Raw genomic sequence first — 13,709 nt, forward strand, 5'->3', positions numbered from 1 at the left:
TTCCAGCCGCCGTTGCGGCATCGGGGATACACCATAGTGTCCGATTAGTCCGATTTGAACACCGGCGGCTAGCCCTTGGCCCGACGGATGCGGGACGATGGGGGCGTGTCGGACACATCTATCGAAGCCCAGCCCCCCTCGCCCGAGCAGGCCGATGACGCACGCGGCGGCGAGCGCGAGCTGACGCCCGAAGAACGCGCCCGCCTGTTCCCACGCGTCACCAGCTACCGATTCCGCCGCGGCGCGATGACGCCCAACCAGCTGGAGAACTGGGACCGGCTGTGGCCGCAGATCGGGCACGACGCCGACGAGAACGAACTCGACCTGCCTGCGTGGTTCGGCCGCAGCGCGCCGACCGTGGTCGAAATCGGCTGCGGTACCGGAACATCCACCGCCGCGATGGCCGCCGACGAGCCCGACCTCGATGTGATCGCCGTCGAGGTCTACAAGCCCGGACTGGCCAAGCTGATCGGGCTGATCGACCGCGGCGGGATCACCAACATCCGAATGATCCGCGGCGACGCGATCGTCGCCTTGCGGCACATGATTCCCGAGGCATCGCTGATCGGCGCGCGCGTCTTCTTCCCGGATCCGTGGCCGAAGGCCCGGCATCACAAGCGCCGGCTGCTGCAGGGCGGCACCTTCGGCCTGCTCGCCCGCGTCATCATCGACGACGGCGTCCTGCATATCGCCACCGACCACGCCGACTACGCCGAATGGATCCAGGACGAACTGGCCAATCAGGAGTACTTCGAGCCGTTCAACGGCGAGACACCGTTCAGCCTCGATCGGCCGGTCACCAAGTTCGAGGGCCGCGCCCACACCGAGGGCCGTGAGATCACCGAATTCGTCCTGCAACGGAAGGCCCGGTCATGACATCGGAGACCGTCGACAGCAAAACCGGCGAGACCAAACCCGGGGTCGGCGACATCATCTCCGGGAACACCGCCGGGCGGCGGGTGCTGCTGATCTGGGACGCGCCGAACCTGGACATGGGGCTCGGGGCGATCCTCGGCGGCCGCCCGACCAACGTCTACCGCCCGCGCTTCGACGCCCTGGGCCGCTGGCTGCTCGACCGCACCGCGGAGATCAGCCGGTCCGCCGGTGGCGACGGCATCGAGCCCGAGGCCACGGTGTTCACGAACATCGCGCCGGGCACCGCCGAGGTCGTGCGGCCGTGGGTCGAGGCACTGCGCAACGTCGGTTTCGCTGTCTTCGCCAAGCCGAAGGTCGACGAGGACAGCGATGTCGACGCCGACATGCTCGACCACATCGAGCTGCGTCGCCACACCGTCGGGCTGGCGGGGTTGGTGGTCGCCTCGGCCGATGGCCAGGCGTTCCGCGAAACCCTGCTGGAGGTCGCCGGCGAGGGCATCCCGGTGCAGGTGCTGGGCTTCCGGGAGCACGCCAGCTGGGCCCTGACGGCCGACGAGCTGGATTTCGTCGACCTCGAGGACATCCCCGGGGTGTTCCGCGAGCCGCTGCCGCGGATCAGCCTCGATTCGCTGCCCGAGGAAGGCGCCTGGCTGGCACCGTTCCGTCCGCTGTCCTCCCTGCTGAGCGGCCGACCAGCCGGGTCGTGACGGGTGATTGCGGCCACCGTGCACCACAGGAGATCGAATTCACTGGATACTGTCGATAACGAGTTGCCCACAACCGGGTAACCGAATCCGGCAGAAGATGGCGGGGGGCGCGTCGGGGCTGGAAGAATCGCGTCCCGGCCTATGCACTCCATCGAAGACAGGGAGATTACGTGTTCGGCGCCATCGGTTCATTCGTGTACCGGCTACGGTTCGCGGTGATCGCGGTGGTCGTGGCGGTGATGCTGGGGCTCGGGCTGTTCGGCCTGGACCTGCAGAAGCACCTCTCGCAGAGCGGCTGGTTCGACCCGGGTTCGCAGTCGTCGCAGGGCAGCGTCCTGGCCGACAAGGAGTTCGGCCGCGACCACACCCAGGACATGCTGCTCCTGGTCACGCCGCCGCAGGGCACGTCGGTCGCCGACCCGGCCTTCGGCGCGAAGATGGAATCGGTCATCAACGACCTGGTCGCCAAGTTCGGTCCGAACGGCACCGAGAAGGCCAACATCGTCAATCGCGACAACCCTGGCATCTACGACCCGTTCGCTCCCGGCACCGCCCAGACGCAGGTGCAGCAGACGCTGTTCAATCCCGATAAGACCAAGGCCTTCCTCTCGATCGGCATCGCCGGCGAGGACGACGACACCGTGCTGGCCAACTACCGCACGATCAAGCCGTTCTTCGACGACGCAGCCACCGCACACGGGCTGCCTGAGGGCACCACGATCCAGCAGGCCGGCCTGCAACCGGTCGCCGCCGCCATGTCCGACGGCATGAACGAGGACATCCACCGCGCCGAGGTGATCGCGCTGCCGGTGGTCGCACTGATGCTGTTCTTCATCTTCGGCGGCGTGGTCGCCGCCGTGCTTCCGGTGGTGATCGGCGGTCTGACAATCGCCGGCTCGCTGGGCATCCTCAAGCTGATCGCGATGAGCACGCAGGTCAACGTGTTCGCCCAATCGGTGGTGACGCTGATCGGGCTCGGCATCGCCATCGACTACGGGCTCTTCATCGTGTCCAGATTCCGAGAAGAGATAGCCGACGGCTATGACACGCGAACAGCCGTGCGCCGCACTGTGATGACGGCCGGGCAGACCGTCGTCTTCTCGGCGACGATCATCGTCGCCGCACTCGCCTGTCTCCTGATCTTCCCGCAGGGATTCCTCAAGTCTGTGTCCTACGGCGCGATCTGCGCCGTCAGCCTGGCGGCGCTGTGCTCGATCACCGTGCTCCCGGCGATCCTGTCGATCCTCGGGCCGCGCATCGATATGTGGGGCCTGAAGATCTTGCGCCGCACCAAGACTCGCGAAGAGATCGAGAACGGATTCTGGGGCCGGCTGGCCGGCTGGGTGATGCGCCACCCGCTCAAGACCGCCATCCCGGTGATCCTCGTGCTGCTGGCGCTGATCATCCCGTTCGCCGGCATCAAGTTCGGCGGCCTCTCGGAGAAGTACCTGCCGCCGGACAATCCGTACCGCGCCGCCCAGCAGGACTTCGACAAGTCCTTCCCGGCGCAGCGCACCAACTCGATCACCCTGGTGATCCGCTACGACGCGAATTCCGCCGCGAATCTGCAGCAGGTGGTCGATGAGGCCAGCAACGTCGGCATGAACGACCGCGGCGGCAAGATCTTCACGAAGGACTTCACCGCCGTCGCCTCGGGCAGCGGCGACACCAGTTTCAAGTCGTCTACCGACTGCAGCGACGTCTGTTACATCAAGACCTCCGCACCACTGGCCAGCGATGCCGACCAGGCGTACGCGGTCAAACAGCTCCGCAAGATCGACACCCAGGGCACCCAGATGTGGGTGACGGGAACCCCGGCGCTGACCCAGGACTCGATCGACACGCTGATGGGCGACCTGCCGCTGATGGTGGTCCTACTGCTCCTCGTCGTCGGCCTGCTGATGTTCCTGGCGTTCGGATCGCTGATCCTGCCGATCAAGGCGGCGCTGGTGTCGGCGCTCGGCCTCGGCGCCACGCTCGGCATCCTGACGTGGATATTCGTCGACGGACACGGCTCCTCGATAGGCAACTTCACGCCCCAGCCATTGATGTCCGCCGTGCTGGTGCTGATCATCTCGATCATCTTCGGCCTGTCGATGGACTACGAGGTGTTCCTGTTGTCCCGCATGGTGGAGGCCCGCCAACGCGGAGCCACCACCAGCGAGGCGATCCGCAAGGGCACCGCGCACACCGGCCGGATCATCACCGCAGCCGCGGCGATCCTGGTCGTCGTGACCGGCGCGTTCGGCCTGTCGGAGATCGTGATGATGAAGTACATCTCGTACGGCATCATCGCGGCATTGATCTTGGACGCCACCATCATTCGCATGCTGCTGGTGCCCGCGGTGATGAAGCTCCTCGGCGACGACTGCTGGTGGGCCCCCGCCTGGATGAAGCGCGTGCAGGAGAAGATCGGCCTCGGCGAGAACATCCTCGACGACGAGCCGCGCTCGGGCCGCCCACATATCGCGACCGCCAGCGGGCCGCAGCGCGCCGGCGTGGTGATCGCCGAGGCACCGACCCGGGCTATGCAGACCCCGCGCCGGAGCGACGCACGGCCCGGCAGCGGTCCGCGTCCTGCCGCGGGCAGGCCCTCCACCCCGCCGACCAGTGGACCCACCCCGCGGCCGTCTGCGCCGCCCACCCCGCGACCATCGACTCCGCCGACAAGCGGGCCTACCCCGACTCCCCGACCGTCGACCCCGCCGGCCAGCGGGCCACAGCGACGGACGCCGGCGGACGGCCACCGCGGCCGGGTGCGGATGCCGGGCCGCGGAGTACCGCCGACCCCCACGCCCCGCCCGGGCACCGACGAGAACGACCCGAATCGCCCGAAGACCGGTGGCTGGCGCCTAGGCGCCTCCGGTATTCGGCTGGGCGATGAGTTGTCCGGACCCACCGGCGCATCCCGCCCGTCGGCCGGGCCGGACGAGACCTCGGCCCCGAACTCGGGCCCGCGGCCGACCGCCCCCCGCCCGGAACCGCGCCGCACACCGCCTCCCGCCCCGCAGGCCCCGGCCCCGCAGCCGTCGGCCGGTCAGTCCTCTCGACCGAGCCAGCCGCCGCAGCAGCAGCAGCCCACGCAGCCCCCGGGCGCCTCCACCACGGGACGGGCGCCGCTGCGCCGTCGCCCCGATCTGGGCGAGCCCCTGCGCGGTGGCGGTCGGCCGGATTCGGGCGACCAGCCACTGGTTGCCTCGCCGAATCCGAATCCCGATCTGTCCGAGCATCCCGCGGGCGCGCGTGATCAGGGACTGCTGGGCCGCTCCGGCGATCTCGGTGGCTCGCTGACCGGTGGCGCATTGACCGGCGCATCGCCGAATATCGACGTCAACCAGTTCCCGCGGCTCGACGAGTCGGCGCCGACGCCCGTTCAGGATGCGCCGGACGACACCGACGACGACGATTCCGGCGGCCGCCGCCGGGCGCGTGGCGACGGCGATCAGCTGTCGGTGCGCGACCTGATGCGCCGCCGCGGGCCGCACCAGGACTGACCGCTACCGGGAAACCGGGAAATCCGCGCCGCTTTCGTGGATCCGCGCCGACTACAACCGGCGCGGATCGACAGAAGTGGCGCGGATTCTGTCTAGGTGGCCGGGTTCTCCGCCGCCGCGTCGCCGGGGCCCGGGTCGGCAGGGTCAGAGTCAGGGTCGGCGTCGGCTGAATCGTCGCCCCCCTCGGCAGACTCCGCCTCGCGTTTGTTCGCGGCGAGGATCGAGCGGATCGCGGTGTTCAACACCGCCATCAACGGCACGGCCAGCAGACCGCCGATGATTCCGGCGGCGACGATGCCGGCCGCGATCGTCAGCACCACGGCCACGGGGTGCAGCCGCACCGAACGGCCCAGCAGGAACGGCTGCAGCACATGGCCTTCCAGCTGCATCACGGCGATCACGATCGCCAGGACGATCACCGCGACCACCCAGCCCTTGGTCACCAGGGCGATGACCACCGCGAGTGCCCCGGTCGCCACCGCACCGACGATCGGGATGAACGCACCGACGAAGATCAGCGACGCCAACGGCAACGCCAGCGGCACCTGCATGATGGCCAGCCCCGCACCGATACCGATCGCATCGACCGCGGCCACGGCAACCGTCGCGCGCACGTAATGCGACAGCGTCTTGAAGGCGTCGACGCCGGCCTCGGTGACCTTGGCCCGCGACTTCGCCGGGACGACGCGGGTGGTGAAAGACCACACGCCCCGACCGTCATAGAGGAAGAAGATCGTCAGGAACAGCGCGAGCAGACCGCCGGTGACAATCTTGGTCACCGTCGTCGCCGTGGCGATCGCGCCGCTGGTGATCTTGTCCTGATTTTTCTGCAGCATGTCGACGACGTCGTTGCCGACATTGTCGACCTGCTGCTTCTTCATGTGGGCCGGGCCGTTGACCAGCCAGTCCTTGAGCTCGTTGATCGAATGCGTGGCCTGCGTCGTGAGGTCCGGCAGACCGTCGATGAACTGCTGCACGACGAAGGTCAGGATCGCCGCGACCAGCCCGATGGCGACCAGCAGCGCGAGCATCACCGAGAGCCCGCGCGGCACCCGGTGCGCGGTCAGCCACCGGACCGCCGGATTGAGGAAGGCGCTCGCCAGCATCGCGATCGCGACAGGCACGACGACGTCCTCGAACTGCTTCGCGACATGAGCGAACAGATAGATCGCCACCACCAGAACGATGAGCCGCCACGACCATTCCGTGGCCGCCCGCACGAACGGATGCACGTTGGCCCGATCGGCGCTCTGATCACCACCGACGGCCATGCGACGCAGCCGTGCCAGGCCGCTCTCGGGCTGAGATTGCTCCTGCTTTCCGGAAGAGTCGGACACGCGCTCACCCTATCCCGCGGGACGACGCACGGCCGGTCACGCGCGCATCCCGCGCTGCCGTTCGTCAGCCGTGCTATGGGCTTGCGGGTAACACCGGTACCCGTGCCGATACAGTGCAGTTGTGACCGACCAAGCCGACGAAAAACCGGAAGGTCTGCTGCGACGCAGCTGGCCCTGGTTGCGATGGGTCGGCGTGGCGATCGTCCTGATCATCATCGGCGTCGAGATCTACCTGATCCTGCCGAGCCTCGAGAAGGCCTGGCACCACCTCGACCGCATGCGCTGGGACATGGTGCTGCTGTGCATCGTGGCGGCCGGCCTGTCGATGGACAGTTACGGTCAGGTGCAGCGGGCACTGCTGCGATCGGCGGGGGTCAAGGTGACCCAGTGGCGATCGCTCGCCGTGATCCTGGCAGGCAACTCGATGAGCCAGACCCTTCCCGCCGGCGCCGTGATGTCGCCGGCGTTCACATATCGGCAGACCCGCAAGTGGGGCGCCTCGCCGGTCGTCGCGTCGTGGCAGGTCGTCATGTCCGGCCTGCTCGCGGCCGCAGGGCTGGCGGTGCTCGGTCTGACCGGCGCGGTGCTGGCCGGCGCCAAGACCAGCCCGTTCTCGATCATCTTCTCGATCTGCGGATTCCTCGCGTTCGTCGCCGTCGGCCAGTATCTGGCGACGCATCCCGAGGTCATCGAGAGTATTGGGGCCCGATTCCTCCGGCGGCTCAACGGAATTCGTGACAAGCCGACCGATCACGGGGTCAACCGACTGCACGAGATCATCGAACAGACCCGCGCCGTCAAGCTCAATGCCAAGGACATGACGATCGCCTTCGGCTGGTCGCTGTTCAACTGGGTCGCCGACGTCGCCTGCCTCGCCTTCGCCTGTTACGCGGTGGGCGGTCAGCCGTCGATCTCGGGCCTGATGGTCGCCTACGCGGCGGGCAAGGCGGTCGCGACCGCGATCCCGCTGCTGCCCGGCGGGCTCGGCGTCATGGACGGCGTCCTGGTGCCCGCCCTCGCGTCGGCCGGCATGAATGCCGCCGAAGCCGTCACCGGCGTCCTGGTCTACCGACTGGTCAGCTACGTGCTGGTGGCCCTGGTCGGCTGGGTGGTCATCGCGGTGATGTTCCGTCGGTCCCTCACGGAGACCGGTGACCCCGACGAGGATTCGTCAGCGAAGTCCGTCTCCAAGGACCCGCCGGACGCGGACACCGCCGGGCCAGCCGCCGAATCGACCCTGAAACCGGACACCCGAGGATCCTGATTCATGCGACTTCCGCTTTACGCCGCACTCGATTTCGTCTTCATCATCATCTTCGTCGCGATCGGCCGCAGCAACCATGACGACGGCATGTCCTGGTCCGGCATGTGGTCGACGGCCTGGCCGTTCCTCACCGGCGCGTTGATCGGCTGGTCGATCGCGTATGTCGCGATGCATTTCTTCACCGACCACCGCGGCGGACACCGCTATCACCCGAATCATCTTCTGCCCGACGGGATCATCATCTGGGTCGCCACGGTCGCGGTCGGCATGGTGCTCCGCGTCGAATTCCATCAGGGCATCGCCGTCAGCTTCGTGATCGTCGCCTCGATCTTCTTGGGCGTCTTCCTTCTCGGTTGGCGGGCCGGCGCGATCGTTCTCGCCCGCCGCGGCGCCCGCACCGCCTAGACGGTATTCAGGTACCGCTGCATGACCTGCAGCGCCGCCGTGCCGGATTTCGCTCCGGCGCAATAGATCGCCACGGCGACGCCGTTGCGCACCCCGACGAACCAGCCCGGGCCCTGCGGGCCGTTGGTGCCGACCAGCGCGGTCAGGTCGGCGGCGCGCTGCAGATCACTTGCGTCGCCGTTCTTCACCGTGGCTGCCATCGCCGACCGGATCGCGGCCAGGACGCCGGAGTCGATCGGGCCCGGAGCGCCGCCCTCGACCTTGGTGGCCAGCCCGTTGATGACATACGGCGTGACGGTCGCGCCGCGCGCCACGGAAGCCGCCATCGCCGCCATGTTGATCGCCGACACCGACGCGGCCGCGGACGCGGTATTGGATGCCGGATTCACCTGCAGCGCAGCCATCGAGAAGGTGTCGCTGTTCGCCGGCGCGACCGCTGCCGGCCGCACGCCGGGCACGGTGAAGGACAGCCCGAGCCCCAACTGATCCATCAGCGCGTTCTCGCGGTTGACGTCACCGCCGCCTGCCTGCCGAACAGCCGCCACCACCGGATCGAGCGCATGGCCCGACGTGAAATCGTCTGTGAGACCGATGTTCTGGGCGGCAGCCGCATCGTTCTGGGCCGCGGCCAGCAGCGCACCCGACTTGACGTCCATGGCCAGCATCGCGGCGGGCTGGGCGACCTCCACCACCGCCCGCTTCACCTTCGCCTGCGCCGCCGGGTCGAAGGTCGTACGCACGTCCGGCGACGCCGGCCCCTGGGCACCGCTCAACCGAACCGGCTGCTGCCCCGGGTTGGCCACCTCGACGGCCCAGCCGGATGTGGCGTCGGCCAATGCATTCCAGTAGTCGGTGACGCCGTCCAGCAGCGGCGACTGCAGCTCGCGATTGATCAGCACCAGCTGCTGACGCTTCTGAATCGTGGTGCCGGGCACCCGGGTCGGATCCCCGTTCAAGCCGCCGAAGTCCGAATCACGCACCGACACAACGGTGACCGGTTTCGCGCCCGATCCAGTGATCTGCTGGGTGATCGACTGGGCGGTCGCAAGCGGCGCGACCGGTGCGACCACCGCGGCCAGCTGCCGGCCGATCACCGTGGGGTCCTTGATCTGATCCGGGTTGACGACGATGTCGTTGATCGTCTCCAGGTTCATCAACGGCTTGCCGGCCGTGTCTCGCACCATCGGCACCGGTGTTGCATACGTCTTGACCTCGCGCAATAGGCCGTCCTGCGTCAGACCCGGCGCCAGCAGCTGCGGATCCCACTGCACCCGCCAGCCGACCGTCAACTTGCGGGCCGCGCCCTGCGATTCACTGGTCCACTGTCGACCGGGTCCGAACGTCCAGGTCGTCTTCATCGAAAACGTCGCGCTGCCATCGGAATACAGCGCGAGATCGCTCGGGGTCGAGGTGATTTCCGTCGCATGCATCGCCGCGAAGGAACCGCCGAGGAGGTCGCCCGCGTCGACCGGCGACGTGGTGAGCGCGGCCGCGGACTGCGCGTTCTGTTTGTCCATCGCCGCGGTGAACGCGTCGATCACGCCCTTCGCCGTCGTGTCGACGCGGTGATCGCTGCTACATGCCTGCAGCGAGAACGCGGAGACCACCGTGAACACGGCGGCGGTACCGATGGCGAACCAGCGCGAGGCGACAGAACTCATGTTTACAAATTTCACTCTGGCCACATAACGAATCACCTCGTTGTTGTTCCCGGAACGCTTACAAGGCCGTCTCGATTTGATAACCGCGATCGATGATCCGCACTTTGCGCCCGGCCGCGGGTCGGGCGTGTAATCGATACGTGAGCTATCAGGTTCTGCGCTCCGACGAGCGACCGCACACCGACACCCCGTGGCTGCGGTCGCGGCACTGCTTCTCGTTCGGCGACAACTACGACCCCGGCAACACCCACCACGGTGTGCTGATGGTCAGCAACGACGACGTGGTCGCGCCGCATCAGGGCTTCGACACCCATCCGCATCGCGACATGGAGATCGTCACCTGGGTGCTGTCGGGATCGCTGGTGCATCAGGACTCGATCGGCAATTCCGGTGTCATCTATCCCGGACTGGCCCAGCGGATGAGCGCCGGCACCGGCATCACCCACTCCGAACGCAACGACAGCTGGCGTGAGCACTCCCCCGGCCTGACGCGCACCGGGGAGGACCCGGTGCATTTCATCCAGATGTGGGTGCTCCCCGACGAACCGGGCATCGACCCCGGCTACCAGCAGCTCGAGGTCGATGACGAACTGGCGAATGGTGCGCTGGTACCGATCGCCTCCGGGATCCCCGGCCACGACTCGGCGATCCGGATCGCCAATCACGATGCCGCGCTGCATGTTTCGCGGCTGCCAGCCGGCGGCTCGGTGACGCTGCCGGACCTGCCGTTCGGACATGTCTTCGTCGCGCGCGGATCGGTGCGGATGGAGGGCGCCGGCGAACTCGGCACCGGAGACGCCGCCCGGATCACCGCGGGCGGCGGCGAACGTGTGGTGGCCGACGTCGACTCGGAGATCCTGGTCTGGGAGATGCACCGCGCCCTCGGCCACTGACCAGCGCGGTGGTCGACCGACGACAACGCCGCCGAGGGTGAAGCGGGCCGCGGCAACGCCTGGCACCATGGGAAAGCGTGACGACTACGCAGCAGCCTTCCGGAATCGATCTCGAGTGGGTGGACACCGACACCCGCGCCCAGGACGACCTTTTCGAGCACGTCAACGGTCGCTGGCTGGCCGAACATCCGATCCCGGACGACCGGCCGATCGACGGCGCATTCCTGGTGCTGCGCGATCGCTCCGAGGAGAACGTCCGCGACATCATCACCGGACTCGCCGACACCGAAGCGGCGCCCGGTTCCGATGAGCAGAAGATCGGCGACCTGTACGCCAGCTTCATGGACACCGACCGGATCAACAGCCTCGGCCTCGATCCGATCCGGCCCCTGCTGGGTGCGATCGCCGCGGCCGCCGACAAGGCCGAGCTGGCCCGCTTGATCGGAGAGGCGCAGACCGGCGGGGCGCACGGCCTGGTCGGGTTCTACGTCGACACCGACGCCAAGCAGTCCGACCGGTATCTGGTGCACCTCACCCAGTCCGGGCTGGGCCTGCCGGACGAGTCGTACTACCGCGAGGACAAGCACGCCCAGACCCGTGCCGAGTATCGCGATCATGTCGAGCGGATGCTGACGCTTGCCGGCGATGCCGACGCCGCCGCGCACGCCGAGTCGATCCTCGAGCTGGAGACCGCCATCGCGGCCCACCATTGGGATGTCGTCCGGCGCCGCGACGCGGAACTCACCTACAACCTGCGCACCTTCGACGACCTGCTCACCGAGACCCCCGGCCTGCATCTGCGCCAGTGGCTGGGCGGCCTCGATGCCGAGCAGTCGGTGTTCGCGGAGATCGTCGTCGGCCAGCCTTCCTTCATGGCCGGTGTCGCGAGGCTGTTCGAGGAGCGATCCCTCGAGCAGTGGCAGGCATGGGCGACGTGGCGGGTGCTGCATTCGGCCGCGCGCTACCTGTCCGATCCCTTCGCGCTCGAGCATTTCGACTTCTTCGGCCGCAAGCTCACCGGCGCCGAGGTGATCCGCGAACGCTGGAAGCGCGGGGTCGAACTGGTGGAGCAGTCGATCGGCTTCGCGGTCGGCAAGCTCTACGTCGCCAAGCATTTCCCGCCCGAGGCCAAGGCCCGGATGGACGAGCTGATCGCCAATCTGGTTGCGGCATACCGGAAGAACATCTCCGACCTGGAGTGGATGAGTCCGGAGACCCGTACCAAGGCCTTGGCGAAGCTGGAGAAGTTCACGCCGAAGATCGGCTACCCGGCACGCTGGATCGACTACTCGTCGCTGACGATCGATCGTGACGACCTGATCGGAAACGTGGCGCGGGCCAGCGCATTCGAGCAGAATCGCGAGTTCGCCAAGATCGGCCAGCCGGTCGACCGCGACGAGTGGTTCATGACGCCGCAGACCGTCAATGCCTACTACAACCCCGGCATGAACGAGATCGTGTTCCCGGCCGCGATTCTGCAGCCGCCGTTCTTCGACCCGAATGCCGACGACGCCGCCAACTACGGCGGCATCGGCGCGGTGATCGGCCATGAGATCGGCCACGGCTTCGACGACCAGGGAGCCAAGTACGACGGCGACGGGAACCTCATCGACTGGTGGACCGATGATGATCGCGTCGAATTCGGCAAGCGCACCGGAAAGCTCATCGAGCAGTACGGCCGGTTCACCCCGAAGGGCCTCGACCCGGAGTACAAGGTGAACGGCGAGTTCACCATCGGCGAGAACATCGGCGACCTCGGCGGGCTGTCCATCTCGCTGGTCGCCTACCAGCTGGCCCTGGGCGGCGCCGAGGCGCCGGTGATCGACGGGCTGACCGGCCTGCAGCGGGTGTTCTACGGCTGGGCCCAGGTGTGGCGCACCAAAACCCGTGAGGCCGAGGCGATTCGACGACTGTCGATCGACCCGCACTCACCGCCGGAGTTCCGCTGCAACGGCGTCATCAGCAACGTCGACGCCTTCTACGAGGCATTCGACGTGCAGCCGGGGGACGCGCTGTACCTGGAACCGACTGAGCGGGTACGCATCTGGTGAACCAACTGGCCGGGCACGGCCTGCGTCGGCTCGGATAGCGACGCAGGCCTGCCGACGGGCCGGCCCGCGCCCGCCCCGATCAGGCAGGCCGCCGCACCGATGACCAACCCGATGACGACACCGATATCGGGCCGTTGACCGAGCATCGCCCAGGTCAACAAAGCGGCGATCGACGGGATCACGCCGAACAACAGTGCGGCGGCCGCTGCCCCGGCCTGCCTGATCACCGTGAAATACAGGCTGGCACCGATCACCGAGCTGGTGATGACCATGACGCCGACCCACGTGACGGTGTGCGCCACATTGACGACGTGCTGCGGGGTGACGGCGGTGAAGATGCCCGCGGGCACCAACGCGACCGACACACCGATGGCGTTGATCGCCAGCGGATGCCCCTGATTCAGGTAGCGCTGCTGGTACACGCCGCCGAGGGCGAGACCGATCACGGCGACGATCACCCAGACGATGGCCACCTCCACATGCCCGACGGCCGCGACGCGTCCCGCGAAGGCCACACAGACCGCGATCATCGCCAGTCCCACGGCGAGAACCCGTCGTGCCGACAGACGTTCGCCGAGCATGCCGGTCGCGATCGCGGCGGTGATCACCGGGTTCATCGCGATCACCAATGCCACGAGCACCGGCGAAACGCCGCAGTACATCGCCTCGTAGCAGCCGACGAATTGCACTCCCTGCGTGAGCAATCCGACCACGACCGCGTGCCAGGCCTGGCGGCCACGCGGCCATTCCAGACGACGAGAGACGACGATCGCCACCAGGATGAGCGCCGAGATGCCGAACCGCGCAAGAAGAATGACGCCCGGCGTGGCGGCGCGTACCGCCAGCGCCCCGACCGGATACCCGAGTGCGTAGAAGAACGCGGTCGACGCGCCGAGCGGCAGAGAGAGCTTCTTCATGTCCCCCATTGCACCGTCGCCGACAACTCGAGGTCCAACGAATAATTCCGAACTAATTGATTAGTGATACTGATCGATTGCGCCGGATGTCGTATGCTGACGAT

The 13,709-nt window shown here is 67.5% G+C and carries 10 protein-coding genes; 7 read left to right on the top strand and 3 right to left on the bottom strand.

Annotation, left to right across the window (positions count from 1 at the left end):
* The first annotated feature begins 87 nt into the window (after positions 1-87).
* From trmB to G341_RS0106000, 3 genes are all read left to right on the top strand, one after another.
* Positions 88-876, top strand: coding sequence for a tRNA (guanosine(46)-N7)-methyltransferase TrmB (gene trmB, locus G341_RS0105990; protein WP_018178206.1), 789 nt, complete (start codon positions 88-90; stop codon positions 874-876).
* Positions 873-1,583: an NYN domain-containing protein gene (locus tag G341_RS0105995; protein WP_018178207.1), complete on the top strand. Its 711-nt coding sequence runs from the start codon at positions 873-875 to the stop codon at positions 1,581-1,583. Before trmB ends, G341_RS0105995 begins: the two co-directional genes overlap by 4 nt.
* Before the next feature lie 170 nt (positions 1,584-1,753).
* Entirely contained in the window at positions 1,754-5,077 is a 3,324-nt protein-coding gene (locus G341_RS0106000) for an MMPL family transporter (protein ID WP_018178208.1), read from the top strand.
* Positions 5,078-5,169: 92 nt separating this feature from the next.
* On the opposite strand, the gene G341_RS0106005 is transcribed toward G341_RS0106000, so the two are convergent.
* Positions 5,170-6,414 carry an AI-2E family transporter gene (locus tag G341_RS0106005; protein WP_425402067.1) on the bottom strand — a complete coding sequence of 415 codons (1,245 nt, stop codon included), beginning with the start codon at positions 6,412-6,414 and terminating at the stop codon, positions 5,170-5,172.
* Between the two features lie 121 nt (positions 6,415-6,535).
* On the opposite strand from G341_RS0106005, the gene G341_RS21185 reads away from it, so the two are divergent.
* Together G341_RS21185 and G341_RS0106015 are read left to right on the top strand one after the other, a co-directional pair.
* The gene (locus G341_RS21185; RefSeq protein WP_018178210.1) at positions 6,536-7,678 is read left to right on the top strand and encodes a lysylphosphatidylglycerol synthase transmembrane domain-containing protein; all 1,143 of its coding nucleotides are present in this window, start codon (positions 6,536-6,538) and stop codon (positions 7,676-7,678) included.
* Positions 7,679-7,681: 3 nt separating this feature from the next.
* Complete coding sequence (locus G341_RS0106015) at positions 7,682-8,083, top strand: DUF3054 domain-containing protein (RefSeq protein WP_018178211.1); 402 nt, start codon at positions 7,682-7,684, stop codon at positions 8,081-8,083.
* On the opposite strand, the gene G341_RS21190 is transcribed toward G341_RS0106015, so the two are convergent.
* Complete coding sequence (locus G341_RS21190) at positions 8,080-9,744, bottom strand: NTF2-like N-terminal transpeptidase domain-containing protein (RefSeq protein ID WP_018178212.1); 1,665 nt, start codon at positions 9,742-9,744, stop codon at positions 8,080-8,082. The genes G341_RS0106015 and G341_RS21190 overlap by 4 nt on opposite strands.
* 92 nt (positions 9,745-9,836) lie before the next feature.
* Between G341_RS21190 and G341_RS0106025 the strand changes: the two genes are divergently transcribed.
* The gene (locus tag G341_RS0106025; protein ID WP_051092664.1) at positions 9,837-10,637 is read left to right on the top strand and encodes a pirin family protein; all 801 of its coding nucleotides are present in this window, start codon (positions 9,837-9,839) and stop codon (positions 10,635-10,637) included.
* Between the two features lie 77 nt (positions 10,638-10,714).
* On the top strand, positions 10,715-12,688 hold the full coding sequence (locus G341_RS0106030; RefSeq protein WP_026303302.1) for a M13 family metallopeptidase: 1,974 nt from the start codon (positions 10,715-10,717) through the stop codon (positions 12,686-12,688).
* Here G341_RS0106030 and G341_RS0106035 read toward each other — a convergent pair.
* Positions 12,616-13,605, bottom strand: coding sequence for a DMT family transporter (locus tag G341_RS0106035; RefSeq protein ID WP_155826802.1), 990 nt, complete (start codon positions 13,603-13,605; stop codon positions 12,616-12,618). The genes G341_RS0106030 and G341_RS0106035 overlap by 73 nt on opposite strands.
* Between the last annotated feature and the right edge of the window lie 104 nt (positions 13,606-13,709).

Origin of the sequence: Jongsikchunia kroppenstedtii DSM 45133, assembly GCF_000380485.1 — a bacterium.
Taxonomy (GTDB): Bacteria; Actinomycetota; Actinomycetes; order Mycobacteriales; family Mycobacteriaceae; genus Jongsikchunia; species Jongsikchunia kroppenstedtii.

What these genes read in the sequence shown, in the direction of transcription:
- trmB (WP_018178206.1), top strand. Translation starts at nt 88, where the DNA reads ATGCGGGACGATGGGGGCGTGTCGGACACATCTATCGAAGCCCAGCCC.
- G341_RS0105995 (WP_018178207.1), top strand. Translation starts at nt 873, where the DNA reads ATGACATCGGAGACCGTCGACAGCAAAACCGGCGAGACCAAACCCGGG.
- G341_RS0106015 (WP_018178211.1), top strand. Translation starts at nt 7,682, where the DNA reads ATGCGACTTCCGCTTTACGCCGCACTCGATTTCGTCTTCATCATCATC.
- G341_RS21190 (WP_018178212.1), bottom strand. Translation starts at nt 9,744, where the DNA reads ATGAGTTCTGTCGCCTCGCGCTGGTTCGCCATCGGTACCGCCGCCGTG.
- G341_RS0106025 (WP_051092664.1), top strand. Translation starts at nt 9,837, where the DNA reads ATGATCCGCACTTTGCGCCCGGCCGCGGGTCGGGCGTGTAATCGATAC.
- G341_RS0106035 (WP_155826802.1), bottom strand. Translation starts at nt 13,605, where the DNA reads ATGAAGAAGCTCTCTCTGCCGCTCGGCGCGTCGACCGCGTTCTTCTAC.